This window comes from Streptomyces sp. NPDC050085 (assembly GCF_044460595.1).
GTDB lineage: Bacteria > Actinomycetota > Actinomycetes > Streptomycetales > Streptomycetaceae > Streptomyces.
Genome location: NZ_JBITJZ010000007.1, coordinates 304,665 through 329,796 on the forward strand (window position 1 = coordinate 304,665; position 25,132 = coordinate 329,796).

25 protein-coding genes and 2 pseudogenes are annotated in these 25,132 nt (G+C 72.1%); 15 read left to right on the forward strand and 12 right to left on the reverse strand.

Going from position 1 to position 25,132, the window contains the following annotated elements:
• Positions 1–120: 120 nt before the first annotated feature.
• Genes ACIBUY_RS26660 through ACIBUY_RS26680 form a run of 5 tightly spaced genes read right to left on the reverse strand, consistent with a single transcriptional unit; the run spans position 121 to position 6,261 of the window.
• Positions 121–1,560: a cellulose binding domain-containing protein gene (locus ACIBUY_RS26660; protein WP_399153942.1), complete on the reverse strand. Its 1,440-nt coding sequence runs from the start codon at positions 1,558–1,560 to the stop codon at positions 121–123.
• Positions 1,557–3,086 (reverse strand): beta-N-acetylhexosaminidase, encoded by a 1,530-nt coding sequence (locus ACIBUY_RS26665; RefSeq protein ID WP_399153943.1) that lies wholly within the window; start codon positions 3,084–3,086, stop codon positions 1,557–1,559. Before ACIBUY_RS26665 ends, ACIBUY_RS26660 begins: the two co-directional genes overlap by 4 nt.
• 43 nt (positions 3,087–3,129) lie before the next feature.
• Complete coding sequence (locus ACIBUY_RS26670; protein WP_399153944.1) at positions 3,130–3,972, reverse strand: carbohydrate ABC transporter permease; 843 nt, start codon at positions 3,970–3,972, stop codon at positions 3,130–3,132.
• Entirely contained in the window at positions 3,969–4,937 is a 969-nt protein-coding gene (locus ACIBUY_RS26675) for a sugar ABC transporter permease (RefSeq protein WP_365565875.1), read from the reverse strand. Before ACIBUY_RS26675 ends, ACIBUY_RS26670 begins: the two co-directional genes overlap by 4 nt.
• Positions 4,938–4,989: 52 nt before the next feature.
• Complete coding sequence (locus ACIBUY_RS26680; RefSeq protein WP_399153945.1) at positions 4,990–6,261, reverse strand: extracellular solute-binding protein; 1,272 nt, start codon at positions 6,259–6,261, stop codon at positions 4,990–4,992.
• Positions 6,262–6,457: 196 nt separating this feature from the next.
• Here ACIBUY_RS26680 and ACIBUY_RS26685 point away from each other — a divergent pair, with 196 nt between their 5' ends.
• From ACIBUY_RS26685 to ACIBUY_RS26700, 4 genes are all read left to right on the forward strand, one after another.
• Positions 6,458–7,333, forward strand: a complete 876-nt coding sequence (locus tag ACIBUY_RS26685; protein ID WP_399153946.1) for a GntR family transcriptional regulator — start codon at positions 6,458–6,460, stop codon at positions 7,331–7,333.
• A gap of 73 nt (positions 7,334–7,406) precedes the next feature.
• A complete protein-coding gene (locus ACIBUY_RS26690) occupies positions 7,407–7,847 on the forward strand; it encodes an OsmC family protein (RefSeq protein ID WP_365565869.1) in 441 nt (146 codons plus the stop codon).
• A 140-nt stretch (positions 7,848–7,987) separates the two neighbouring features.
• Positions 7,988–8,647, forward strand: coding sequence for a TNT domain-containing protein (locus tag ACIBUY_RS26695; protein WP_365565867.1), 660 nt, complete (start codon positions 7,988–7,990; stop codon positions 8,645–8,647).
• A gap of 13 nt (positions 8,648–8,660) precedes the next feature.
• Positions 8,661–8,894 (forward strand): hypothetical protein, encoded by a 234-nt coding sequence (locus ACIBUY_RS26700; RefSeq protein ID WP_399153947.1) that lies wholly within the window; start codon positions 8,661–8,663, stop codon positions 8,892–8,894.
• A gap of 10 nt (positions 8,895–8,904) precedes the next feature.
• Here the strand turns inward: ACIBUY_RS26700 and ACIBUY_RS26705 are convergent, their stop codons facing one another.
• Entirely contained in the window at positions 8,905–10,572 is a 1,668-nt protein-coding gene (locus ACIBUY_RS26705) for a chitinase (RefSeq protein WP_399154045.1), read from the reverse strand.
• A 223-nt stretch (positions 10,573–10,795) separates the two neighbouring features.
• Here ACIBUY_RS26705 and ACIBUY_RS26710 point away from each other — a divergent pair, with 223 nt between their 5' ends.
• Entirely contained in the window at positions 10,796–11,092 is a 297-nt protein-coding gene (locus ACIBUY_RS26710; protein WP_365565864.1) for a DUF1905 domain-containing protein, read from the forward strand.
• A gap of 42 nt (positions 11,093–11,134) precedes the next feature.
• Here the strand turns inward: ACIBUY_RS26710 and ACIBUY_RS26715 are convergent, their stop codons facing one another.
• Positions 11,135–11,635 (reverse strand): DinB family protein, encoded by a 501-nt coding sequence (locus ACIBUY_RS26715; RefSeq protein ID WP_399153948.1) that lies wholly within the window; start codon positions 11,633–11,635, stop codon positions 11,135–11,137.
• Positions 11,636–11,881: 246 nt separating this feature from the next.
• Here ACIBUY_RS26715 and ACIBUY_RS26720 point away from each other — a divergent pair, with 246 nt between their 5' ends.
• The 4 genes from ACIBUY_RS26720 (at position 11,882) to ACIBUY_RS26735 (ending at position 13,708) form a co-directional block, all read left to right on the forward strand.
• On the forward strand, positions 11,882–12,289 hold the full coding sequence (locus ACIBUY_RS26720) for a hypothetical protein (RefSeq protein WP_365566110.1): 408 nt from the start codon (positions 11,882–11,884) through the stop codon (positions 12,287–12,289).
• Positions 12,290–12,393: 104 nt separating this feature from the next.
• Positions 12,394–12,762, forward strand: coding sequence for a hypothetical protein (locus tag ACIBUY_RS26725; protein ID WP_399153949.1), 369 nt, complete (start codon positions 12,394–12,396; stop codon positions 12,760–12,762).
• 6 nt (positions 12,763–12,768) lie between these two features.
• Positions 12,769–13,287, forward strand: a complete 519-nt coding sequence (locus tag ACIBUY_RS26730; protein ID WP_399153950.1) for a hypothetical protein — start codon at positions 12,769–12,771, stop codon at positions 13,285–13,287.
• Between the two features lie 46 nt (positions 13,288–13,333).
• The gene (locus tag ACIBUY_RS26735) at positions 13,334–13,708 is read left to right on the forward strand and encodes a peptidase inhibitor family I36 protein (RefSeq protein WP_365565857.1); all 375 of its coding nucleotides are present in this window, start codon (positions 13,334–13,336) and stop codon (positions 13,706–13,708) included.
• Between the two features lie 23 nt (positions 13,709–13,731).
• Here the strand turns inward: ACIBUY_RS26735 and ACIBUY_RS26740 are convergent, their stop codons facing one another.
• Positions 13,732–14,964: a GNAT family N-acetyltransferase gene (locus ACIBUY_RS26740; protein ID WP_399153951.1), complete on the reverse strand. Its 1,233-nt coding sequence runs from the start codon at positions 14,962–14,964 to the stop codon at positions 13,732–13,734.
• A 168-nt stretch (positions 14,965–15,132) separates the two neighbouring features.
• Positions 15,133–15,744, reverse strand: a complete 612-nt coding sequence (locus tag ACIBUY_RS26745; RefSeq protein WP_365565854.1) for a sigma-70 family RNA polymerase sigma factor — start codon at positions 15,742–15,744, stop codon at positions 15,133–15,135.
• A 155-nt stretch (positions 15,745–15,899) separates the two neighbouring features.
• Between ACIBUY_RS26745 and ACIBUY_RS26750 the strand changes: the two genes are divergently transcribed.
• Positions 15,900–16,880 carry a MerR family transcriptional regulator gene (locus tag ACIBUY_RS26750; RefSeq protein WP_399153952.1) on the forward strand — a complete coding sequence of 327 codons (981 nt, stop codon included), beginning with the start codon at positions 15,900–15,902 and terminating at the stop codon, positions 16,878–16,880.
• Here ACIBUY_RS26750 and ACIBUY_RS26755 read toward each other — a convergent pair.
• Positions 16,855–18,228, reverse strand: a complete 1,374-nt coding sequence (locus ACIBUY_RS26755; protein ID WP_399153953.1) for a cryptochrome/photolyase family protein — start codon at positions 18,226–18,228, stop codon at positions 16,855–16,857. The two genes, ACIBUY_RS26750 and ACIBUY_RS26755, sit on opposite strands and share 26 nt — an antisense overlap.
• Before the next feature lie 205 nt (positions 18,229–18,433).
• Here ACIBUY_RS26755 and ACIBUY_RS26760 point away from each other — a divergent pair, with 205 nt between their 5' ends.
• Positions 18,434–18,604: a hypothetical protein gene (locus tag ACIBUY_RS26760; protein ID WP_365565848.1), complete on the forward strand. Its 171-nt coding sequence runs from the start codon at positions 18,434–18,436 to the stop codon at positions 18,602–18,604.
• 67 nt (positions 18,605–18,671) lie between these two features.
• On the opposite strand, the gene ACIBUY_RS26765 is transcribed toward ACIBUY_RS26760, so the two are convergent.
• Entirely contained in the window at positions 18,672–20,627 is a 1,956-nt protein-coding gene (locus tag ACIBUY_RS26765) for a hypothetical protein (RefSeq protein WP_399154046.1), read from the reverse strand.
• A gap of 165 nt (positions 20,628–20,792) precedes the next feature.
• On the opposite strand from ACIBUY_RS26765, the gene ACIBUY_RS26770 reads away from it, so the two are divergent.
• Complete coding sequence (locus ACIBUY_RS26770) at positions 20,793–21,242, forward strand: ATP-binding protein (RefSeq protein ID WP_365565844.1); 450 nt, start codon at positions 20,793–20,795, stop codon at positions 21,240–21,242.
• Between the two features lie 21 nt (positions 21,243–21,263).
• Here the strand turns inward: ACIBUY_RS26770 and ACIBUY_RS26775 are convergent, their stop codons facing one another.
• The gene (locus ACIBUY_RS26775; RefSeq protein WP_365565843.1) at positions 21,264–22,133 is read right to left on the reverse strand and encodes a SigB/SigF/SigG family RNA polymerase sigma factor; all 870 of its coding nucleotides are present in this window, start codon (positions 22,131–22,133) and stop codon (positions 21,264–21,266) included.
• 293 nt (positions 22,134–22,426) lie between these two features.
• Between ACIBUY_RS26775 and ACIBUY_RS26780 the strand changes: the two are divergent.
• The 3 genes and pseudogenes from ACIBUY_RS26780 (at position 22,427) to ACIBUY_RS26790 (ending at position 25,111) form a co-directional block, all read left to right on the forward strand.
• Positions 22,427–22,845: pseudogene (locus ACIBUY_RS26780) on the forward strand (FAD-binding oxidoreductase).
• A gap of 192 nt (positions 22,846–23,037) precedes the next feature.
• A pseudogene (locus ACIBUY_RS26785) lies at positions 23,038–23,666 on the forward strand (FAD-binding oxidoreductase).
• 161 nt (positions 23,667–23,827) lie between these two features.
• Positions 23,828–25,111, forward strand: a complete 1,284-nt coding sequence (locus ACIBUY_RS26790) for a hypothetical protein (protein ID WP_365565841.1) — start codon at positions 23,828–23,830, stop codon at positions 25,109–25,111.
• The last annotated feature ends 21 nt before the right edge of the window (positions 25,112–25,132 follow it).

Consider the following 25,132-nt stretch of genomic DNA (forward strand, 5'->3'; position numbering starts at 1 on the left):
GGATGTGTTCCCGCCGCCGTCACGGCAGACTCTGGGCCGCGGGGAGGGGAAGCACCGCAAGGGGAGTCCACGCGTGTGGGGCGCGTGGACTCCCCCATATTTTGTGCAGGGGGTGCTGGGTCAGGCGCTCGGCACCGTGTCCTCGAACGTGGTGCCCGCCGTGCGGTACGCCGAGACCTTCGCCGCCACCTGGGCCGGGGTCAGCACCTGGTCCTTCACGTGCAGGACGTAGTCGACCTGCTCGTCGTACGCGCGCGCGGTGGTGCTCGTCTGCCCGGCCAGGTCGATCAGCCACTGGTTGAAGTTGATCGACATCGGCCGCTCCGGCAGGTACGCGGCGTCGTGCGTGCCGAACAGCTGCCCGTCGATGTAGTAGCGGATGCTGTTGTTGTCGATGGTGAGGACGAGGTCGTGCCAGCCGTCGTAGCTCTGGCGGCCCTCGGTGTGCTGGTTGACGGCCTGCCACGGGTCCGGGTTGTAGGTCTCCCAGGACGTCGTGTACAGGATGTTCGACGGCTCGCCCCAGCCGCCGTTGGGGAGGTATTCGAAGTCGTACTCGGAGTAGTCGTCCGCCATCGGCGCCTTGAGGTCGTTGATGGTGAAGAACGTCTGCACCAGGTGGTCACCGTCGGGGCCGCTCTTGGGCGCGTCGCTGAACCTGACGCGCGCCGCGTACGTCCCGTTCTTGAACTTCAGTGCCTTGGTGAGGACTTCGGTCTGCTTCGTGCTCTCGCCCGTGCCCGCCGACGACGTCTCCAGGTTCATCACGGTGTTGCCGCCCGAGGACGGGAACGTCACGTTCTCCGGTGCCCAGGTTGCGCCCGGCACGCCGGGGCCGCCCGAGTTGGAGCGCACGCTCCAGCCGTTCGCGGCGATCTTCGGGTCGTTGTACGCGGTGTAGCTGAAGTCGTCGAAGAGGGTGGCCCCGTCCCCGGGCGGATCGGTCGGGTCGGTGGGATCCGTGGGGTCGGTCGGGTCGTTGCCCTCGGGGGCCGTGCCCCACACCAGGGCGCCGTCGAGCTGCGCGGTGACCTTCGACCAGTTCGCGTACGCCGACTGCGCCGCGCCGAACGAGTAGTCGTCGGCCTGGTTCAGCGCCTGCCAGTCGGCGCGGTAGAAGCGCAGCTGCAGGTCGCCGGTGTCCGCGCCCGCCGCGAGCGAACCGGCACCGGACGTGAAGCCGACCTCCAGATAGCGGTCCGCGGTCGCCGTCGGATGCTCAAGGGTGCCGAACGTGCCGGTCACGTTCGAGCAGCCCTTCACCGCCCAGGAACACGCGAAGCGGTAACCGGCGCTCGCCGCATCGGACTTGAAGTAGTAGCGCACCTTGACCCCGCTGAGCGGAACGCTCGCGCTGCCGGTGTTCTTCACCTTCAGCCAGGGTTCGGCCTGGTCGCTGCCGGTGCTGCCCGCGTGGTACTGCACGGACAGACCGCCGTCGGCCGCGGCCGCGCCGGAGGGGAGCGCGACCAGGCCGGCGCAGCCGAGCCCCGCGGCCAGGGCGCACGCGAGCGCCGTTCTGGTGCCGGTCGCCCTTGTCGTACGTGCCTTGCGTGTCATGCCTGTTCCTTTCCGGAACGGTGGGGGACGGGGAGGTGCGGGTCGAGCGGCCCGTGCCGCACGCCGAGCGCGGCGAGCCGGGCGGTGTGCGCCCCGAGCCGGGCCCGGAAGTCCGGCCAGGCGGGGGAGCCGTGCCAGGCGCGGTCGGCGACCGCGCACAGCCGGGGGAAGGTCATGTGGTCGACGTGCTCCGGCGTGGTGACGAACTCGGTCCACAAGTGCGCCTGCATGCCGAGGAGTTCACCGCTCGTGCCCGCCGCGTCCGGCGGCTCGTGCTCGTGCGCCGTGCGCAGGTCGAGGAGGACGCCCGGCTGCGCGGGCGGCTCGGCGGGGGAGTCGGACTGCACGTAGTCGAGGTATGTCGAGCGGTGCTGGCAGCTGATCACCCGGTGCCCCCGCTTCAGCGCGATCCGGGTGTGCTCGGGATCGCGCCAGGTCATCACCGCGAAGTCGGACGGCAGTCCTTCGCCGGGCTCCGCCCACGCCGTCGGGATGCGGCCCCGCTCGACGAGGTGGGCGCCGATCCGGCCGAGGAACCAGTCGCGCAGCGCGTCCGTGTGCGCGAGCCCCTCGGCGGCGGCCCGCTCCCGCGCCGCCGGGCTCGCCGCCCACTCCGTGGTGGGGCACTCGTCGCCGCCGATGTGCACGTGGCGGGAGGGGAAGACGTCCAGGACCTCGTCGAGCACCGTGCGGCAGAAGTCGAGCACCGGCTCGTGCACGCCGAGGACCGTGTCGTACACGCCGCGCCGCCCCTCCACGGCCAGCTGCCGCCCGGGGACGTTGCCGAACTCCGGGTACGCGGCGAGCGCCGCCCTTGCGTGGCCCGGCATCTCGATCTCCGGCACGACGGTGACCCCGCGCGCGGCGGCGTACGCGACGAGATCCCTCAACTCCCCTGGCGTGTACGCCCCTTCGTGCGGCACGGGCAGCACGCGCCGGCCGCCGACCTCGGTCAGCCGCGGATACGCGGCGACCGGCATCCGCCAGCCCTGGTCGTCGGTGAGGTGCAGATGCAGCACGTTCATCTTGTGCAGGGCGAGCAGGTCCACGTACCGGCGCAGTAAGGCGGCCGGCTGGAAGTGCCGCGCCACGTCGAGCATGAAACCCCGCCAGGCGTGCCGCGGCACGTCGGTGATCTCGACGCACGGAAGACGCCACGGGACATCCGGCTGCCGAGCGGCGAACAGGGCCTCCACGGGCAGGAGTTGACGCACCGTCTGGATGCCGCGCAGCAGCCCCGTGAGATGCGCGGCACGCAGCAGCACCGCGTCGGGCGAGACCGTCAGGCCGTACCCCTCCTCGCCGAGACCGCCGAGGCCCGGATCGAGGGCGAGCACGAAAGGCCCGTCGGGGGAGGCGGCCAGCGGCAGTCCGGTGGCCGGGGCGAGGAGCGCCCGGAGCAGATCGGCGGCGGGCTCGGCGCCGGGGGACACCCGCAGCGCCGTGTCCGCGGCCAGGGTGAAGTGGCCGGGCCGGTGGGAGAGTTGGGTGGGTGCGGGGACCAGCGAGGACACGCGTGCGGGCATGGCAGGGCTCCAATGGTCTTCGGGTGCTCTTCGAGGCGAAGGGTCAGCCCTTGACGGCGCCGGCCGCGAAGCCGGACGTGACGTGCCGCTGCAGCACCAGGAAGATCAGCAGGGCGGGCAGCGCGAACAGCGTGGAGGCGGCCATCGTCGCGCCCCAGTCGGTGCCGAACGTGTTGTGGAACGAGGACAGCCACACCGGCAGCGTCCGGTGGTCCTGCTGCTTGATGATCAGGAAGTTGGCGTACGCGAACTCGTTCCACGCCGTGATGTAGCCGAACAGCGAGGTCGCCATCAGCCCTGGCGCGAGCAGCGGGAACGCGATGTGCCGGAACGCGCCGACCCGCGTGCACCCGTCGACCTGCGCCGACTCCTCCAGCTCCGGGGGAATCGTCGCGATGAAGCCGCGCAGGACGACGATCGTGAACGGCAGCGTCATCATGAAGTACACGAGGGTCAGCGTCGGCAGCCGGTCGAGCATGCCCGTGTCCCGCGAGATGATGTACACGGGGATGATCAGCGACTCCCACGGCGCCATCTGCGCGACGAACACCATGAGCATGAACTGCCGCCGCCCCCGCCAGCGCATCCGCGCCACCGCGAACGAGGCGCCGAGCGCCACCACCAGCGCGAGCACCACCGCGCCCAGCGTCACGAGGACGCTGTTGCGCCAGAACAGGCCGAACCCGTCGGCGTCGATCGCCCGCCGGAAGTGCTCGAGTGTCCAGCTCTGCGGCAGCAGCCGGGGGTGGTCGGACTGGATGTCCCGGTTCGGCTTGAACGCCGTCGTGACCATCCAGTACACGGGGAAGAGACACACGACGACGGTGACCGCCGCGGCGACGTGGAGCGGCAGGCGGCGCAGCGCGCGCGAGGCAGGGACCGTCACAGCTCGCCCTCCTGCCGGAACATCTGCCGGAAGTAGGCGACCAGCACTCCGGACATCAGCACCACCGTCACCATCGAGGCCGCCGAACCCAGGTCGTAGCGCTGCCCGGACAGGGCCGTCTGCACCGCGTACACGGGCAGGATCGTGGTCGCGTCACCCGGGCCGCCCCGCGTCATCACCCAGATCTGCACGAACGCCTTGAACGTCCAGATCACCTCGAGCGACAGGACCAGCATGAAGATCGGCCGCACGATCGGCAGTGTCACGGAGCGGAAGATCCGGGCCCCCGACGCGCCGTCGATGCGCGCCGCCTCGTACAGCTCGGACGGCACCGTGGTCAGTGCCGAGTACAGGGTGATCGCCGCGAACGGCACCGACTGCCACACCACGAGCGTCACCAGGATCGCGAACGCCGCCGGGCCGTGCGCCAGCCACGGATACCCCTCGAAGGAGCTGAACCCGAGCCCGGTCAGCGTGTGGTTGACGATCCCGAACTCGGAGTGGAACAGCCACTGGAACACCGTGGTCGCCGCGACCACCGGCATCGCCCAGGTCAGCACCAGCGCACTGAGCACGACCGTGCGCCAGACCCGGCCGAGGCGCTCCACCATCAGCGCCACCAGCGTCGAAAGGACCATGATCAGAGCGACGTTGACCGCCATGAACAGGAACGTGCGGCGCACCACGGACCAGAACCGGGGGTCGGACAGCAGCGTCGTGTAGTTGTCGAAACCGGTGAAGTGCGCGTCACCCAGGATGAGTTGGCGAAGGCCGAAGTCCTGGAAGGAGATCAGGACGGCCCGGGCCAGCGGATAGACCAGCAGGTACAACATGCCGAGCACGGCGGGCGCCACCAGCAGGTACGGCCACAGGCCCGAGGTGGTGGCGCGGCGGCGCGGGCCCGGCGTGCGCCGGGGCGGCCGGATGAGGGGGCGGGGTGCGGTCCGCTCGCGGACGACCGACACGGCGCACACTCCTTTCGTCAGCAGGGGGGAAGCCGGCGCTGGGGAAGGGGGATCAGGAGCCGGAGTTCATCGCCGAGGTGATCGCCTCGGACGCCTTCTTCGCCTCCCGCGCCGGATCGCCGCCCGCGAGGACCGCCGTCATGTAGTCCTTGATCGGGTTCTTGGCCTCGACGGCCGCCCAGCCCGGCGTGTTCGGCGTCGCGTGCCCCACCGGCGCGCCGACCGCCATCGCGGCCGCGCCCGGATCCCCGGAGACCGCGCTCGCGAGCGTCGTCTTGTTCGGTACGTAGCTCATCGCGACGGCGAGCTTCTTCTGCCAGGCGTCGCCGGTCAGCTCCTTGATGAACGTGTACGCGGCGTCGTGGTGCTGCGACACGGTCGGTACGACCAGGTCCGAACCGCCGATGAACACCGCGCCGGGCGTCGCGGCGGTCTTGCCCGGGATGGGGAAGAACCCCAACTTGCCCTTCAGCGCGGGGTTGTTCTGGAGGACGACGTTGGCGCCGCCCGGCGTGCTGACGACCTGCGCCACCTGCCCCTTGGCCATCACCTCGGCCTGCGGCGGCTGTGCCTCGTCGGAGTCCTTCGGGCCCTTCCCGAGCGCCTGCAGCCGCTGGTAGAACTCCATGCCGCGCAGCGCCTCGGGCGTGTCCAGAGTGCCCTTCCACGTATCCCCGGACTTGGTGGCGAGGTCGCCGCCCTCGTCCCAGACGAACCCGGCGAGGGTGTACCAGTTCTGCCCGGGCAGGTAGATCCCCTGCTCGGCGCCCTTGTTGAGCTTGCGCGTGGCGGCGATCCACTGCTCGCGCGTCTTGATGGCGGAGGCGTCGACGCCGGCCTTCGCGAAGAGGTCCTTGCGGTAGATGACGACCCGGTTCGCCGCGTAGTACGGGATGCCGTACTGCTTGCCGTCCCACGCCCCCGGCTCGGCGAGGCCCTTGAGCCAGTCCTTGCCGCCGAGCTCGTCGACCTTGTCGCTCAGGTCCAACAGGCCGCCGCTCTGCGCGAGTTGGGCGACCTGCGTGTTGCCGGTCTCGATGACGTCGGGCGCGTCGTTGCTGGCGAGCGCGGCCGTGACCTTCTCCCCGATGCCGTCCCACTCCTGGACCTGGACGCGTACGTCGATGTCCGGGTGGGCGGCCTCGAAGCCCTTCTCGAACTCCTTCTGGAAGGCGTCCGACACGCTGTCACGCATCAGCCACACGTCGATGGCGGTCTTCCCGCCGCTCCCCGGGTCTCCGTCGTCGGAGCCGGACGAACTACAGGCACTGAGCCCGGCGACCGCGACGAGCGCGGACACACCGGCGAGCAAGCGGAGCTTCACGGTTCACCTCTGGGGCGCCGGACCTGACCAGTTGATGAACTGGTCAGGTGACCTCTGATGGTGGAGAAAGGTGGCATAGACCAATGGGCACGTCAACCCCCCAGGAAAAACAGGAGAGTTGTCGATCACGCGGGTCCCGTGGTCAACTGGTTAGGTAACTGGTCGGGTGCCATGAGGGGGCGGACGTGAGCACGGAATGAACGCGGAAGTGAGCGCGGACGCGAGCGAGGGAGCGAACGAGGGGGCGCCGGGGGCGGTGCTCAAGCGCGAGCGGGTGCGCGACCACATCCTCGAACTCATCGAGTCGCAGCACCCCGGCGACCCGATCCCCTCCGAGCGGACCCTGTGCGCCCGCCTCGGCGTCTCCCGGCCCACGCTGCGCGCGGCCGTCGATGAACTCGTGGCCGCAGGGCTTCTCGTACGCGAACACGGCCGCGGCATGTTCGTCGCCCCGCAGAAGATCACCCAGGAACTCGTCTCGCAGGACCAGGCGCTGGCCGTCCCGCAGGCCGCGGGGGCCTGGTCCAGCCGGCTCCTGGAGTTCACCACCATCCAGGCGGGCGCCCGAGTCGGCCGCAAACTACGTCTGTCACCTGCGGCGAAGATCGTGTACGTGGCCCGGCTCCGGCTCGTCGACGGCGCGCCGATGGCCATCGAGCACCTGCACATCCGCGCCGACCTCGTCCCCGGCCTGAGCGCCCAGGAACTGGAGGCGGGCGACCTGTACGCGCATCTGCGCGACCACCATGACGTTCACGTCCGCGAAGCCGTCCAGGCCATCGAGCCGACCGTCGTCACCCGCGCCGAGGCCGACCTCCTCGACGTCCCCGAGCTGTCCCCCGCGCTGCTCTTCGAGCGGCTCACCTCGGACACGTCGGGGCAGCCCGTCGAGTACGTCCACTCGCTGTACCGCGGCGACCGCTACCGCATCGTCTCCCGCCTCACCCTGGGCCCGGACAGGGCGGCCGCGACGCCTCCGGCCGGGCACCACCCGGGCATCCCGCCCGGCGACTTCGCGCACGGCGACCCGGTCGCCTCGACCACCCGCGGCGACGTGCAGCAGGCACCCTGAGAGGCTGCGCTCCCTGACACACGCCGGGGCGCCCTTGCCGGGTGCGGCGGCAGGAGCTGGCTACGGTTCCGCCATGGCCGACTACCGCATCGAGACCACCCGCAACGGCGACCGCGACTGGACCGCCCGCAACGACCGCGGCGCCGAGGTCCGCATCGCCCCCGCCGACTCCGCGGGCGCGCAGCCCTCCTTCACCCCCGTCGAACTCCTCCTCGCCGCGCTCGGCGGCTGCGGCGGCCTCGTCGTCGACCGCACCGCCCGCACCGTCGACCACGACGACCTGCGCATCGTCGTCGAGTCGGTCGCACGGCCCGAGGACGACGGCCGCGTCGGCGCCGTCCGCATCTCCTACGAACTCGCCCTGCCCGACGGGGACACCGCCGCCGCCGAGACCCTCGAACGCGGCATCCGCCTCACGCACGAGAAGTACTGCACGGTCAGCCGCACCGTCGAACACGGCGCCCGCGTCGAGGCCCTGGGGCCCGACGGCACGATGCTCTTCATGGGCGGCTGACCAGGCCGCTCAGGGGTGGCCGGATGTCGCCGACGCGCGCACCGGCCCCCCATACGCTCTCCCGGCACCGCAGGATCACCTTGCGCGTGCACCTCATGGCACCCAGTCACCCAGTTGTCTAGTCACCGGGAGAGCTCCGAGTGAAGCCTTTACGTACAATCCTGGCCGCCATGGGCGCGGCGCTGACGGTCGCCGCCGCTCCGTCCGTGGCCGCCGCGGACACCTCCGCACCCGCCGCGGCCCACGCGCCCTGCACCGGCGAGTACCACGGCGACGCCCGCCTCGGCCCGAAGTACCTGCCCGCCAAGCCGCAGGCCCCGGTCGGCCCGCTCCTCAAGGGCTACCACCGCACCGGCACCCTCGGCCCGCAGGCGTTCCTCAAGAAGTACTGGGAGGGCCCCGCGGACACCGGCTCCTGGAAGTACCCGCCGAACGACGGTTTCACCTCGACCAACGGCCAGGTGGACCGCAGGCCCACCGAGCTGGAGCCCGGCGAGGCGCTGGACCGCTTCGGCTCCGAGTACGGCGCCTACCTGGCCCCGGCCGGTGACGCGTACAAGAAGCGCGCCCTGCCCCCGCAGAACCTCAACACCCGTGACGCCGCCTTCCCTTGCGACTACCACGCGTACGTCGTCGAGAAGCCGTTCTTCGTCTGGCAGGGCCCCATCGCCCCCTGGTTCGAGCAGCCGGGCGGCGGGCAGCAGATCAAGCTCGACGCCGTGTTCCTCAACCCCGGCGAGGGGCAGCGCCTCAACGTGAAGTGGCTGCTCGAGCACGACTACCTCGAACCCGCCGCGTAAGGGAGTCACCGCGATGGACGGACGCGAACTGGACGACGCGCTGCGCCGCGCGGGTGTGCCCGCCGCGTACTACTGGATCGAGTCCGTCCACGAACCCGCCCCCACGCCCCCGGACTTCCTGTACCTGCGCAGGACGCCCGACGGGGCGTGGGAGACCGGTGCGTACGAACGCGGTACGCACCGACCGATCTCCGCACACCCCACCGAACAGGCGGCCTGCGCCCATCTGTTGAGCCTGCTGACGTGACCCGGCGCCGCTACGGCAGCGCGTGCACCTTCGGGCCGACCGAGTTGGACCAGGCGCTGCCCGCCGTCGCGTCCCAGTTCGTCGACCAGGTCATCGCGCCGCGCAGCCCCGGATACGTCTTGGCGGGCTTGAAGGAGCCGCAGCCGGTGCCGCGGGCCAGGCAGTCGAGCGCGTTGTTCACGACCGACGGGTCCACGTAACCGCTGCCCGCGCCACGCGTCGACGCCGGGACGCCGAGCCCGACCTGCGACGGGTCGAGACCGCCCTCCAGCTGGATGCAGGCGAGGGCGGTCAGGAAGTCGACCGAGCCCTGGCTGTACACCTTGCCGTCACAGCCCAGCATCGAACCGCTGTTGTAGTACTGCATGTTGACGACCGTGAGGATGTCCTTCACGTTCAGCGCGGTCTTGAAGTACTCGCCCGACGTCGACTGCATGTCGATGGTCTGCGGCGCCATCGTGAGCACCAGCTTCGGGCCGGCCTTCTGCGACAGCTGGCGCAGCGCCTTCGTCATGTACGTCGAGTTGAGGCCGTTCTCCAGGTCGATGTCGACGCCGTCGAACCCGTACTCCTGCATGAGCGCGTACGCGCTGTTCGCGAACGCCGTCGCGGAGGTGTCGCTGGTGACGGAGATGCTGCCCTTCTCACCGCCGACCGACAGGATCACGGACTTGCCCGCGGTGTGCTTCGCGGCGATGTCGGCCTTGAAGTCGGCGGCGGAGGCGTAGCCGACCGCCGGGTCCAGGTTGAAGGTGATCTGCCCCGGCGTCGTCGTGGCGTCCGCGAACGACACCGCGATGATGTCGTACTGGGACGAGACGTCCCGCAGCTTCTGCACCGTCGCGCCGTTGTCGAAGTTCTGCCAGTAGCCGGTCAGCGCGTGCTTGGGCACGGCCCCGCCGCCCCCGCCGCCCCCGGACGTGGCCGTCTTCGCCGTCACCGCCGCCGACTTGGCGGACTCGCCCGCCGCGTTCGTGGCACTCACCTGGAAGCTGTACGAGGTGTTCGCCGTCAGGCCCGTGACCGTGGCCGACGACCCGGTGACCGAGGCGACCTTCGCGCCGTCCCGGTAGACGTTGTAGCCGCTCGCCGTGGAGACGGGCGTCCAGGACAGGTCGACGGACGAGGACGTGGTCGCACCCGCGGCGAGGCCCGTGGGCACGGCGGGTATCTGCACCGGGTCGGTGCCGCCGCCCCCGTCGGGTCCGAAGACGCTCACGTCGTCGACGTAGTAAGGACTCTGCCCGTACCAGCCGTGCGTGTAGACCGTCACCGACGTCGTGCCGGCGCCGGTCTTGAAGCTGGTGGTGAGCTGTTGCCAGGAGGAGCTGCCCGGGGTCCAGGTGGACACGTCGGTGGTGCCGGTGCCGCTCGCACCGAGGTAGGCGTACCCGCCCTGCACCCAACTGCTCAGCGTGTACGTCGAGTTGGGCTTGACCGCGACGGTCTGGGTGCACTGCGCGTTGTCCTGGCCCGCCGGGGTGCCCCGCAACGCCTTGGCGCCGCCGTGCACCGGCGAGGAGACGATCGCGCCGCTGCCCGCGCTGCAGGTCCAGTTGCTCAGGTCGGCCTCGAAGCCGGCGTTCTTGGCGACGTTGACGTCCGCCGCCTGGGCGGGAGCGGCGAGTGCGGTGACGCCGAGCGCCGCCACCGAGGTGACGGCGAGTGCGGCGGCCATGCGGCGGCGTGCGCCGGGTCTGCCATGACGTGCACGGTCCACGGGGGTGCCTCCGGGGGAGAGGTGGGGAGCGAAGGTGAACGGTGGCCACCGCTGTGCGCCAAAGCTGGTCCAGACCAATCGAGTTGTCAAGACCTCTGGAGGCACCGGCACCTCCTGCGGATGCGATGAGTTCCGGCGTCCGTCAGGGTCGTAGCTGTGCCGTAGCCGTATGGAGGTCGCCATGACAACGAAGCCCGACGCGGGAGCGGCGCTGAACAAGGAGTTCAGCGCCGTCCTGGAAAAGAGCCCGAACCCGGGCGGATGGACCTATGTCGTCTGGCCGGAGGCGGCCGCGTTCTTCGGCACCCGCGGCCTGGTCAAGGTGCGCGGCACCGTCGACGGGCACCCCTTCCGCAGCTCCTTCATGGCGCTCGGCGACGGCCGCCACAAGCTGCCGGTGAAGGCGGACGTGCGGCGCGCGATCGGCAAGGGCGAGGGCGACACCGTCACCGTGCGTCTACAGGAACGCCTGTCCTGAGCGCCTGTCCTGAACGTGTGTCCTGGGCGTACGTCCTGAACGTCAGAGCAGACCCCGCACGTAGGCCGCCTGGCCCACGTGCTGCAGGTCGTCCGACAGCACGCTGACGAGCCGCACCCCGAGCGTCACCGGCGGATCCCAGCGCTCGTCCACGACCCGGTCCAGATCGGCGTCCTCGAGGCCCTCGATAAAGGCCAGCGTCTGCGCGTGCACCGCGTCGTAGTACCCGGTCAGCAGCTCGCCCGAGGCGACCTTCACCTGTCCGACCTGCTCGGACGTGTGCCCGTAGCCCGTGTCGTCCACCGGCAGCGCGAGACCGAACCGGTCGGCCCAGCCCCGGTTCGGCCACACCTGCTCGATCTCCGCCGCGTCCGCCACGTGGTCGTCCTGGACCCGCGTGAGATGCCAGATCAGCCAGGCGAGGGAATTCCCTTCACCACCCGGGCGTACGTGGAGATCGTCCACGGAAAGTCCGTCGACGACGGCATGCACTTCTTCCTGAATGCGGCCGTAGCCGTCGATGAGTACGTCGTGTGAGCGCATGGGGTGCAGTTTCGCCGACCGGCCGGATTTCGGCCAACGGAACGCTCGAATATGCCAGGAGACTGGCGCGAAAAGCATGGTGACAGAGGGTGCGAAGTGTCGATACTCGACAGGTGGGACGGTTGAACTTTGTTCGAAGGCGGCGGGCCGTGGATCAATTCCCGTGATCTTCCGCGCCGTTGGGACCGATCGCTGATCAATTGCTGACCAGTCGCCGTGCAAAGGCGCCGGGCAATGGGGGAGATCGTGCACGACGAATTCCTGTGCCACGTCACCGCATACGGAATCTGCGGCGGGCAGCGCGTCGGAGTTCCGCTCGGCACCTATCGCGCCCCCACGCTGCCCCTCGCCCTGTGGTGGCTGCGCGACCGCGCCACCTGGATCGCCGAACGGCTCGATCCGCAACCCGGGGTCGCGCACGTGCCCGAAGGCGCCCTGATGCCGGTCGGCGCCGACACCCCCGACGTGCCGACACTGCTGCGCGCCTGGTGCGCCGACACCGCCCAACAGGAGCGCGTCGCCGAGGAGTTGGCGGGCGGCCGGCTCGTGCGCGTCGCCACCCGGGACGACACCACCGAGTACGAACTCCTCGCCGAGTCCGTGGACGCCCTGCGCATGGCCCGCGCCGCCGCACGGGTCGCCGCCCCCGTATGACAGTCATGACTAGTAACCGACACGAGTGAAGCGGCGCGTACCTCCGTGAACGCCGGGGGAGTGTGGTCACGCACAGTAGTGACGATCGCATCGGGGCCGCCTCAATGAAACGCACGACCGCCACCGCCCTCACCCTCCTCGCCGCCGCCGCGACGCTCGCACCCGCGGCGTCCTTCGCCTCCGCCGCCCAGGCGCCCGAAGGGCCGGGCCAGGTCTGCTTCTGGACCGAAGCCGGCCAGCACGGCCAGGCCTGGTGCTACGCCCCGCCCGGCTACGCCGAGGCGGAGAACGGCACGCAGCGCCACGCCTACTCCTTCGAGTCCCGCGTCGGCGACAGCGTCTACGCCATCAGCTACACCGTCTCCAACTGCCTGTACCGGGAGATCCGGCGCGACGACTACTCCGAGAACTGGGAGTGGGCGCAGAAGATCGACGGCGTCGCCGACAACAAGATGGGATGCGAGCCGGGCTGACCGACCGTGCACACACGACCACGACCGTGGGCGCTCGCCCTCGTGACGGGCCTGCTCCTGCTCACCGGGTGCGCCCGGCAGCCCGCCGGGCCCGCCCTGTCCCCCGACGACACCATCAGGGCCGCCCAACTCGTCCTCACCGACCGCTGCCTGACCCGCCAGGGCCTCACCCCGCCCCGGCCCGGACAGCAGCCGGTGAGCGCGGCACGGCAACAGCGCGTCGCCGACGCCCTGTTCGGCCGCCCGCCGGCCGAACTGTCCCTGACGCTCGCCAACGGCGTGCCCGTACGCGCCCACACCGACGGCTGTCTCGCGGCGGCGCAGCGGACGCTCTACGGCGACGAGAAGCGCTGGTTCGAGGTGTCGACCGTCGTCAACAACCTCAAGCCCGAAGCCGCCTACCGCCACCGCAGCCTCGCGTCCGTGCGCGCGGGCCACCGCGGCGACCTCACCGAATGGCGCCGCCTGCGCGCCCACGCATTCGAGGCGTCCGCCCGAGTGCTGCGCACCACCGACCACCGCTGACACCGCATCATCACCCGCGCCATCACCATCACCGGCAAGGAGACCCATGACCCTGAAGCACCGCCTCGCCCTGCTGACCGCGGCCGCCCTCACCCTCGGCGGCGCCGCGGTCACCACCACCGCGTACGCCGCCCAGTGCCCCAGCGGCGAGTTCTGCGCCTGGACCGACGCCAACTACACGGGCCAGCGCTGGAACTGGTCGGGCGACGACGGCGACTGGGAGCCCGGCATCCAGGACGAGGACTCCTCCTGGGCCAACCACGGCATCTCGGGCCCCGGCATCAAGGACCACGTCCAGGTCTACGAGAACAAGGGCTGGATCGGACTCGGCACCGTCTGTCTCTCGCCCGGCCAGGAGATCCCCTACGACTCCTGGGGCAACGACAGCGGCGACTCCCACACCTGGAAGATGAGCTGCTGAACTCCCTGAACGGCCGCGGGAGTTCAGAACTCGTCGACCGTGTGCGGCAGTAGCTCCGTGAACAGCGCGGCGTCGAGCATCGACGCCGCGCCCTGCGTGTGCTCGGTGACCACACCCGCCGCCACCAGCGCCCGCACCGGCGTCGCCCCCATGTAGGCCGTCGCCAGATCGCGCGCCTCCAGGGACAGATCGGGAGCATCGGTCGTACGGCCGTAGGAGAAGCCGTCCGGCGACGCCGTCAGCCGGAACGTGCCGTCGTTCGCCGGTACCTGGGCGTCGCGCACCGCGAGCACCACGTCCACCGGCGCCGCCCACGACCGCGCCGCGAGCGCGGCCGCCGCGTCGACCAGGCGCACCCAAAGCCCGGGGAACGACTCCGTGACCCGCACCTGGTCCCGGTCCGTCGCGAACAGCAGCAGCGGGTCGTCCAGCGGCCGGCCCCAGGCCCGCACCCGCCCCGTCAGGTCGATCGCCGTGAGGTACGACCACAGGGCCGCGGCCTCGGCGGGACCGTCGGCCTCCAGGTCGTCGACCCGGACCACGCCCGGCGTGCGCTCGTCCTCGTCGCCGCCCTTGGTGCGGTAGACCGCGTAGCCCGCGAGCGGATCACCCAGCGTCACCACGCGCGGCGGCGACAGGTCGTCGTCCTCCTCGTCCTTCTCGACCAGCCACTCCTCGCGCCACCAGTTCTCCGTACGCACCTGGCGGCCCGCCCGGTGCGCGCGCGTGCCCTCGAAGTACGGGCCGAGGACGGCGGGCGCGGCGTCCACGCCGACCAGCCGCATCGGTCGCTCGTCGGGCGCGATGCGCAGCGCCAGCGGACGCCGCGAGTCGATCTCCACGCTCCCGCCGTACGTACCGGGGCCGAAGCCGAACCGGCCGTAGATCGACGCCTCCGACGCCCAGAGCGCCACCAGCGGCGCGCCCTGGTCCGCGCAGCGCGCGAACAGCTCGGCGATCATCCCCGACAGCACCCCGCGGCGGCGGTGCGTCGGCGCCACCGAGACGAACGTCAGGCCGGGACAGGACAGGTCCGCTCCGCCGGGCACGGACACCGTGAAGGGATGCGCCCCGGCGAACCCCACGAGCTCGTCCCCGTCGTAGGCACCGATCCGCAGGAAGTCGCCCAGCGTCTCGCGATGGTGCTTCTTCCGGTCGTCCTCGGGCGACTCGTGGAAGACGAGATAGGCGAGCGCGAGGGCCCGCTCGATGTCGGACTCGGGCAGCTCACGGATCTGGACGGAACGGGCATTCATGATCAGGACCCTAACCGGGCGCCGCCCGGCACGCCCCTGGAACTGTGTCGCCGTGGCCGGCCGGACAGCCGGTGCCGGCCACGGCGACGGGCCTCGGCGGCGCCGACTCCGTCGAGGACGAGGAGGCGGCAGGGTCCGGGCCGGCCTGCCGTCCGTGCGGAGCGGGGTTCAGACGAGGCTGCCCCGTACTTCGGGAGCACGGGCCCGGACGGATGCGCCGATTTCGCGATCAGCGCCGTACCGTCGCAGTCGCGTGCGCAACTGGAGCATGCCCCGCCGGGCATGGCTCTTGACCGTGCCCAGCGGCCAGCCCGTGCGTCGCGCGATCTGCGGATGCGTCAGGTCCTCGTAGAACGCGAGCCACAGCACCGTGCGCTGCGGCGCCGGCAGCCGGGCCAGCTCCTGCGTCACCAGGACCCGGTCGAGCGCCGACTCCGTGGCCTCCTCCACCGGCGCCGCGCAGGTGGCGGCGGCCCGCTCGAGCAGCGCCGAACCGCGGGCGCGCGCGGCCAGTGCGTCGGCGATGTGGTGCCGGGCGATCCCCGTCAACCACGCGCCGACCGGGCCCCGTTCGGGCCGGTAGCCCGCCTGGCCGCGCCACGCGGCGAGGAACACCTGCTGCATGAGGTCCTCCGCGTCACGCCCGTCACCCAGGGCCCGCCGGGCGAGCCGGAGGACCAAGGGCGCCGAGGCCCGGTAAAGCTCGGTCAGGCGTGCGCCGTCCACCGCGTCGTGCGCCACGGGCGGCTCGCCGGCACCCGGCAGGACCCCAGTGCTCATCGGCTTCCTGTCAACTCCCTTGCACACCTGCGGACATGACCTCGACCGATCGGAATCGGACGGCCCGCCCCCGGCTTCGACCACGGACCGGACATCTTGAGAACCCGCGCGGTCGCCCGGCAACCCGCATCGTTCGTGCGTCGTATCGTGAGCCGATGGACATGGGGCAGGACGGTCCGGACAGCGCGGCAGCGGTGGAATCGGGGGTCACCACCGGGGCCCTCGCGCGGCGTCTCGGAGTGTCACCGACGACGCTGCGCACCTGGGACCGCCGCTACGGCCTGGGACCCGCGGTGCGGTCCGCGGGACACCACAGGCGCTGGTCCGAGGCGGACGTCGCGGCCGTCGAGGAGATGTGCCGGCTCACCTCGACGGGCCTGCCGCCCGCCCAGGCCGCACACCTCGCCCGCAAGCGCCAGGACCTGGGCGAGGCGACCGTGCCCCGGCAGCGCGACGAGCGGCCCGCTCCGTCCGAGGCCGGTCTCGAGCGGCAGCGACGCGGCCTCGCCCGCGCCGCGACCCGGCTCGACGTCCCCACCGTGCAGCAGCTCCTCGCGCAGGCGGTGGCCGAGCACGGCCTGGTCGAGGCGTGGCAGCACGTCATGGTGCCGGTGCTGCACGCGATCGGCCGCAAGTGGGAGGAGGCGGGCGACCGTTACGTCGAGGTCGAGCACCTGCTGTCCTGGCAGATCTCCCGCACCCTGCACCGCGGCCCCACCGCCGACGCCCCGGTGGCCGCACCCCCGCTGGTGCTGGCCTGCGTACCGGCCGAGCAGCACGTGCTGCCCCTGGAGGCGCTCGGCGCGGCGCTCGACGAACGCGGCCTGCCGCACCGCATGTTCGGGGCGGCGGTGCCCGTCGAGGCGGTCGCCGCGGCCGTCCGCAGGACCGGGCCGCGCGTCGTCGTCCTGTGGGCGCAGGCCCGGTCGACGGCGAGCGTGCCGTTGGCCCGGCACCTCAGCGACGCCCGGTGGGGCGTGCGGGGCGCCCGCGGCGGGCCCACCGTGCTGCTCGGCGGACCCGGCTGGGCGGGCCGCACCGTGAGCGGCGCGCAGCGTCCGCCGACGCTGCCCCAGGCGCTGGCCCGCATCGAGCGCCTCTACCCCGAGCTCAGTCAAGGCCCCGCGCCCGCCTGAACCGGTCGAGTCCCTCGGCCAGTTCGACCACGGGCTCCACGTAGTCGTACGCCGCCCGGTCCAGGCCCGTCAGCTTCCACGGCTCGTGCACCGCGGGCCCCGCGAGGCCCGCCAGCTCCGGCACCCAACGGCGTACGTACGCGCCGTCCGGGTCGTAGCGCTTGGCCTGGGCCACCGGATTGAGGACCCGGTTGGGACGGCTGTCCGTGCCGGTGCCCGCCATCCACTGCCAGTTCAACTGGTTGTCCGCGACGTCCCCGTCCACGAGGAGGTCCAGGAAGTGCCGGGCCCCGACCCGCCAGTCGACGTACAGCGTCTTCGTGAGGAAACTCGCCGTCAGCAGGCGGCCCCGGTTGTGCATCCACCCCTCGTGCCGCAGCTGCCGCATCGCCGCGTCCACCACCGGATATCCCGTACGCCCCTCGCGCCACGCCTCGATGTCCCGCCCTGCGGTCCGCTCCGAACGCCACCGGTCGCCCTTGCCCCGGTAGTCGGCGTGCGCCGCGGCCGGGCGGGCGGCCAGCACCTGATGGTGGAAGTCCCGCCAGGCCAGCTGCCGTACGAACGCCTCGGCGCCCGGTCCGCCCACGGACCGCGCCCGGTGCACCGCCTCGACGGGGCCGACCGTGCCGAAGTGCAGATGCGGGGAGAGCCGGGACGTCGCATCGCCCGCCAGGTCGTCGTGGCCGTCCTCGTACGCGGTGATCCCGGAGCGCAGCCAGGCGCTGAGCCGCGCCCGGCCCGCCCGTTCGCCGCCCTCGGCGAGACCCGGTGACACCCCGGGCACGGCGGCACGCTCCGGCAGCGGTTCGGAGCCGACACCGGCGGGCACCGTGACGGCCCGCGGCGCCCGGCCCACCCTGCGCAGCGGACGTCCGGCCCAGTGCCGGTGGTACGGGGTGAAGACGGCGAAGTGGTCGCCCGCCGCCGGGGTGATCGCCCCGGGCGGCACACAGGTGATCACCGCGTCGTGGGCGACCACCTCGCAGCCGATCCCGTGCAGCCCCGCACGCAGCCGGTCCTCGCGCCGCCGCGCGTACGTGCTGACCCCGCCGGCCAGGTGCACGGCGCAGGCGTCCGTCTCGGTCACGACCTTCGCGACCTCCTCGGCCACGTCCCCGGTGCGGACCACGAGCCGTCCGCCGCGCAGGCGCAGCGCCGCGTCGAGGTCCCGCAGGCAGTCCGCGAGGAACGCCTCGCGGTTCGGGGCGACGAAACCCGCCGCCGCGATGCCCGTGTCCCGGACGAACAGCGGCACCACCGCGTCGGAGGCGTCCAGGGCCGCGCGCAGCGGCGGATGGTCATGGACGCGCAGGTCGGAGGTGAACAGGACGACGCGGACACGCACGGAATCACTCCTGGCCGGGGGAGGGGACGGGGAGGGGACACGGACACTTCCTCAAGCTTTCCGGGAGCGGACCGCAGGCGGATGCACCTGTCACCCGGTCGTGCGCATGCCGACCCGGTCAGCGGGCATCCGAACGACAGGGACGAAGAACGGTCACCGGGCGGGGACGTCCGTACGGTGTCGAGGGTGTGGAGGTGTCGCCGCTATGCAGGCGAAGGTGTTGCGACGATTTCCCGCGGGAGCGCCCCGCGGGTCCTGGCCGGCGGAAGAGTATGCCGCGCGGATCCGCGCGCAGGGACGCTCCGTGAAGGTCGTGATGGACATCGAGTCGGACGCGTTCCTGGTGGTCGCCGGGGACGGTGACGGATCCGGCTGAACCAGGTGCACACCGGCTGGGCCCTCGCCCCTGGAGAACCTTCTCCCGGGACGAGGGCCCAGCCGCGTCAGGGCCCGACCTCGGCCAACGACTCCCCGCCGGCCAGGCGCGCCGTCACCCGCACCGCCCCCTCCTCCGGCGCCCGCACGGCGACGGTGCGCCCGGGCCGCACGCCGTCGACCGCCCCGTTCCACGAGATCCGGGTGACCGCGCGGCTGCCCGCCGCGACGAGGTACCAGTGCCCCTGGGGCGACCTCCACCGGGCGGACGCCACCACGTGCTGCCCGAACCGGCTGCAGGCGGCCGTGTCCTTCGCCCGTCCGACGACGCGGGCCGGCTCGGTGACCGAGGCGGAGGCAGGGCGCAGCAGCAGGGCCACGTTGCCGGGGCCGCGCCACGTGGAGGCGCGGGCACACGACCACACCGCATGGCCGCCGCCCTCCGGGAAGGTCTGTTCGGCGAAGTCCCAGGTGTTCACGGCACGCACCGAACCGCCGCGCCACGGCTCGACCAGGCACGCGGTCCGCGCCCAGGCCAGCAGCGCGCCGCTGCTCGTCGCCTCGCGCGGCTGACGCGGCGGGGGCGTGCCGTGACCGGGCAGCGGGGTGTACGTGAGGTGCACCGGGGAGAGCCCGCCGAGATCCATCACCAGGAACGCGTGGTGCTCCACGATCCGCGACGAGGACCGCAGTTGCAGCACCGGACGCCGGTCGCAGCCCGCAGCGGCCACCGGGACGGCGTCGCTCACACCGTCCCGCGACACGTGCAGCGGGCGCCCCGGAGTGTCCGGGCGCAGCAGATCGCGCGTGGTGGCGTCGGCGACCCACGGCGCCAGCAGGTAGCGGGCCCTGCCGTCCGTGCGGGACAGGGTCACCGCGGCCGCCGTGGTGACGTCCGCGTCGTCGACGCGGGCCAGGTCGAGCGTGGCCGTGCGCCCGTCGTCCGCCTCGCCGTACCGGGCCAGCCGGTCGCCGTCGCTCAGCAGCACCACCGCACGCCCGTCGAGGTCCCCGGCGAACAGCAGCTGGGGCGCGCGCGGCGGTGCGTCCACCGCGGTGCCCGGCGTCGCCGTCACGCGCACGCCGTCCGACGGCGCGGCCCAGGCGTCGAGTGCCCGCGCCAGCAGCGCGCCGTCGCTGCTGCGCTCGCCCCGCGCGGGCCACACCGTGAAGTCGACGCGGGAGGTGTCGGCCCACTCGTCGGCGCCGGCCCGGGTCAGCCGGTCGGCGTCGAGGATTCCCGCGGCCGTCGTGCGGGGCCGTGCCATCGGCTGGTCCTCGGAGCCCCGGTCCGGGAGGACGACGAGCGCGCCCGCGGTTGCCACGGCCAGGGCGGCCACGCACCCGCCCAGGCGCCTGCGCCGCCGACGCCGCACCAGATCCGTGGGCCGCGTCTGCACCGAGCAGGCGTCGAACTCCTGGGAGCGCAGCAGCGCTTCGGCGGCCGGACCGGCCGCGGCGTCGAGACCGGCGGCCTCGTCGAGGGCCTGCCCGGGATCCGAGACACCGGCCGCGCCCAGCAACTGGGTCACGTGTCCGGCGGCGAAGCCGTCGACGTGCAGGAGCACGAACGCCGCCCTCGCCGGGGCCGAGGCCTCGGCCAGCGCCTGCCCGAGCGCGATCTCCTCGGCGCCGCCGGCCCGCGGGAACACCCGCAGCCCCCACACCACCGGCAGCCGGGGCAGCACGGTGCGCGGTGGCGGCAGCGCCGCGGGCCAGCCGGACGGGCGGTGCGCGGCGGACAGCGCGGCTCGCAGCACGCGTACCCGCAGCGCGTCCTCGGGTGCGCCCGCGCCGGGCTCGGGACCGCGCGGGCGCGGCAGCAGCGCGGCACGCGCCGCGGGCAGCGCGCGCTGGGCCGCGGCATGCGCGACGAGCACCCGGCGGTGCCGGGACAGGGAGGCGGGAAGCGTGAGGTAGGCCAGGCGTACGAGCCCGGTGTACTGCTCGACCAGGGCGGCTTCGACCCGGTCGGTCGCTATCTGCGTGCGTCGCGGCGCTCGGCCGCGCTGGAGGATCGGCATGTGCTCGGCGACTTCCGTGTCAGGGACGTGACGGCTGTTGTCCCTCAAACGAGCGGAAGATACGACAGTCACTCGCAGAGCTCACAAGACTGGACCGCACGCCCCGGGGTATCAGCATGGCTGCGAGGGCCCGATCGGTCAGGGGCCCGGGCGAAAGAGACACGGATGACGGAGTATGCGGACGGGACTGTGATGGGGGCGGACTGCGACACGCCGGTCGAGCCGTTGCGTCGGGTGACGCACTATTCCGGCGAGGCGGGCTGCATCGCGCAGGCCCGGGCCTTCGCCGAGACGTTCCTGGCCCAGCTCGCGCAGGAGTGGTGCGTCGGTGTCGCGCGCGGCGCGGTCGGCGAGGTGCTCCTGGTCGTCAGTGAACTGGTCACGAACGCGGACCGGCACAGCGCGGGACCCTACGTCCTGGAGCTGGAGGGGACGGCGCGGCAGATCGCCGTCACCGTCTACGACAGCAGTGCCACCGTCCCCCTGCGCTACCCGCGCGATCCGGCCCGCATCGGCGGGCACGGCCTGGAGATCGTGGACGCGCTCGCCGAGGTCACCGTCGAGCGGGTGCCCGTCGGCAAACGCGTCCGGGCGGTCCTCACGCTGTCCGCGTGAGGACCGCCCGGACGGCCTTCGCTACAGGGCGTCGGTGCCCGCCAGCATCCCGGACTTCAGCCGGGTGATGAGCTGCTTGATGAGCCGCGAGACGTGCATCTGCGAATAGCCGAGCCGCTCGCCGATCTCCGACTGGGTCAGCTCCTCCACGAACCGCAGGTGCAGCAACTGCCGGTCCCGCTCCGGCAGTTCGGCCACCAGCGGGGCGAGCGCCTGAAAGTCCTCCACCAGCTCCATCGCCTCGTCCTGTACGCCGATGAAGTCGGCCAGCACCGACTCGCCGTCCTGGCCGTTGTCACCGGTCAGGGCCGCGTCGAGGGACGCGGACGTGTACCCGTTCGAGGCCAGCTGGGCCTGGACGACCTCCGACTCCGGCAGGTCCATCAGTGCGCTCAGCTCCGCGGTCGTCGGCTCCCGGTCGAGCCGGCTGCACAACTCCTCGCGCGCCTTGGCGAGTTCGAGCCGCAGCTCCTGCAGCCGCCGCGGCACGTGCACGGCCCAGGTCGTGTCCCGGAAGAACCGCTTGATCTCGCCGGTGATGTACGGCAGCACGAAGGAAGTGAACTCGACCTCGCGCGAGATCTCGAACCGGTCGATCGCCTTGATCAGACCGATCATCCCGACCTGGACGATGTCCTCCATGTCGTCGCTGCGGTGCCGGAAGCGCCCCGCCGCGAAGCGGACCAGCGACATGTTCATCTCGATCAGGGTGTTGCGGGTGTACTGGTACTCCTCGGTGCCCTCCTCGAGTTCGGCGAGCCGCCGGAAGAAGTGCCGGGACAATTCCCGCGCGTCCAGCGGTGCCACCTGTGTGGGGTCCGGGATGTCGTGCAGCGATGTCTCACCAACCGTGGTCCGGGTCCTGTCCGCAGTGACGTCCGTCCCGCTCATGGTGGTCTCCACCGTCCCTCCCGTGCCGTACGCCGGCATCAAGCCTCGTTCCATCATGGTGTTCGGCAATTACCCGGGAACTCGCCGGTCATGCCCGCCCGTTCAGGAGGTACGACATCAACACGCAGGACACAGCAGGTGCGGCGCGTTCACTGGCGTCCCTGCTCCCCGGCAGCACCCTGGTCACCGATCCGGACGTGCTCGCCGCGCTCGGCCGCGACGAGGCGGAGTGGGCGCCGGCGGGCCGGCCGCTCGCCGCGGTGCGTGCGGGCACCGTCGAAGAGGTGCAGGACGTGGTCCGGGCGTGCGCCGCCCGGCGGATCCCCGTCGTCACGCGCGGCGCGGGCACGGGCCTGTCGGGCGGGCCAACGCCGTCGACGGCTGCGTCGTCCTCGACGTGTCGCGGATGAACCGCGTCCTGGAGATCGACACCGAGAACCTCCTCGCCGTGGTCCAACCCGGCGTTGTCAACGACGACTTGAAGGCCGCCGTCGCCGAGCACGGCCTGTGGTACCCGCCCGACCCGGCCAGCGCCCCCTGGTCGACGATCGGCGGCAACGTGGCGACGAACGCGGGCGGCCTGTGCTGCCTCAAGTGCGGCGTCACCCGGGACCACGTCCTCGGCCTCGAAGCCGTCATGGGCGGCCCGGCGGGGGAGTACGGCAGCCGGGTCAGGATCGGCCGGCGCACCACCAAGGGCGTCAGCGGCTAGGGCGTGTCCGCAAAGTCCCTTCGTCCGCCCGGACGGCAGAAGGGACTTTGCGGACACGCCCTACGACCTGACGAGCCTGTTCACCGGTTCCGAGGGCACCTTCGGCGTCATCGCCGAGATCACCCTGCGACTGCGCCCGGCCCCCACCGCGGGCTCGAACCCGCCGCCCTCGAACTCCTCGACCGGGCCTGCATGGAGGCCGTGGAGAACTGGAAGCACCTCGGCATCGAGCCCTCGGCGCGCGCTCTGCTGCCGGCCCGCGTCGACACGCAGTGCGACACGGGCGCCGCCGAGGCCGACGCCATCGCCGGCGCCTTCGAGGAGGCCGGGGCGCTGTGGGCGCAGCGGTCCACCGACGCGGTCGAGGCCGAGGCCCTGTTCGCCGTACGACGCCTCGCGTATCCCGCGCTCGAACGGCTCGGCCCCGTTCTCACCGAGGACCTGTGCGTGCCCCGCTCGGCGGTCCCGGGATGCTCGCCGTCATCGAGGAGACCGGCCGCCGGCACGGCGTGCGCATCGCCACCATCGCGCACGCGGGGGACGGCAATCTGCACCCCCTGCTGATCACCGGGCCCGGCGACGACGCGGCCCGCGTCGCCGCGCAGGCCGCCTTCGAGGAACTGCTGGACGCGGCCATCGCCGCGGGCGGCACCGTCACCGGCGAGCACGGCGTGGGCCTGCTCAAGCGCGGCGGCATGCGCAGCGAACTCGGCCCCGCCGTCTGCGCGTTGCAGCGGGCGGTCAAGCGGACCCTCGACCCGCTGGACCTGTTCAACCCGGGAAAGATCGTCGGCGAGGCCGGCGAGGCCGGCGAGGACTGACCGCGCCACGACGGACCGTTGCCCTGCGCTTGGCGAGCCTTTTACGCGGCACGCCGAGTCAAATCAGCCATTTGTCGGTTTATCGGTCCTACGGTGCGGGGGTCGATGTCCGTATGGGGGGACACACAACGCGCCCTCACCCGGCGCGGGTTGGGATGTCCATGAGTGGAATCAGCCGCAGAGGCGCGGCGCGTCTGGGTCTCGGGATCGGTCTCGGTGCGGCGGCGGCCACGACGCTCGCCGGATGCGGCGGCGAGGAGCAGGGCCGGCCCCCGGCGGGCCCCGGGCACCACCCCGACCGGCCCGCCGCCCCGCCGCGCAAGGCCCCGCCCCGGCTGATCGGCGACGGCTCCACCGCGTACACGGGCAAGCAGCCCCGTCAGCCGGACGCCCCGGTCCCGCTCGAAGTCGGCCAGCAGCCGCCGCAGTTCGTGGTCTTCTCCTGGGACGGCGCGGGCGAGGTCGGCAACGGCCTGTTCCCCCGCTTCCTGGAACTCGCCCGCCAGTACAACGTCCACATGACGTTCTTCCTCTCGGGCCTCTACCTCCTGCCCGAATCGAAGAAGCGCCTGTACCGCCCGCCGAACAACCCCGTCGGCGCCTCCGACATCGGCTACCTCACCGACGCCCACGTCAAGGAGACGCTGAAGTACGTCCACGAGGCCTGGCTCGACGGCCACGAGATCGGCACGCACTTCAACGGCCACTTCTGCGGCGGCTCCGGATCCGTCGGCAACTGGAGCGCCGCCCAGTGGCGCAGCGAGATCGAGCAGGCCAGGGCGTTCGTCAAGTCCTGGCGGACCAACACCGGTTGGCACGACCACCCGTCGCTGCCCTTCGACTACGACAAGGAACTCGTCGGCGGCCGCACCCCCTGCCTGCTCGGCCAGGAGAACCTGCTGCCCGTCGCCCGCGAACTCGGCTGGCGCTACGACGCCTCCTCGCCCGGCGGCCTGCAGCGCTGGCCGGACAAGAAGCAGGGCGTCTGGGACCTGCCGCTCCAGGGCATCCCGTTCCCCGGCCACAGCTTCGAGGTCCTGTCGATGGACTACAACATCCTCGCCAACCAGTCGAAGAACTCGACGCGGGCACCGTCCTACAACTACCCGGGCTGGCGCACCCAGGCCACGCAGTCCTATCTGGCCGGCTTCCGGCGCGCGTACGAGACGAACCGCGCCCCGTTCTTCATCGGCAACCACTTCGAGGAGTGGAACGGCGGCATCTACATGGACGCCGTCGAGGCCGCGCTGAAGCGGATCGCCGACCAGAAGGACGTACGCCTCGTCTCCTTCAGGCAGTTCGTCGACTGGCTCGACGCGCAGGACCCCGCGGTCCTCGCCCGGCTGCGCGGCCTCGAAGTGGGGGAGCGGCCGCCGGGCGGCTGGTCCGCGTACCTGCGCGCCGACAAGCGGGCCGGGGGCGCGGGCGGACGACCGGCGAAGTGAGGCAAGATCGAAGGTGACCGC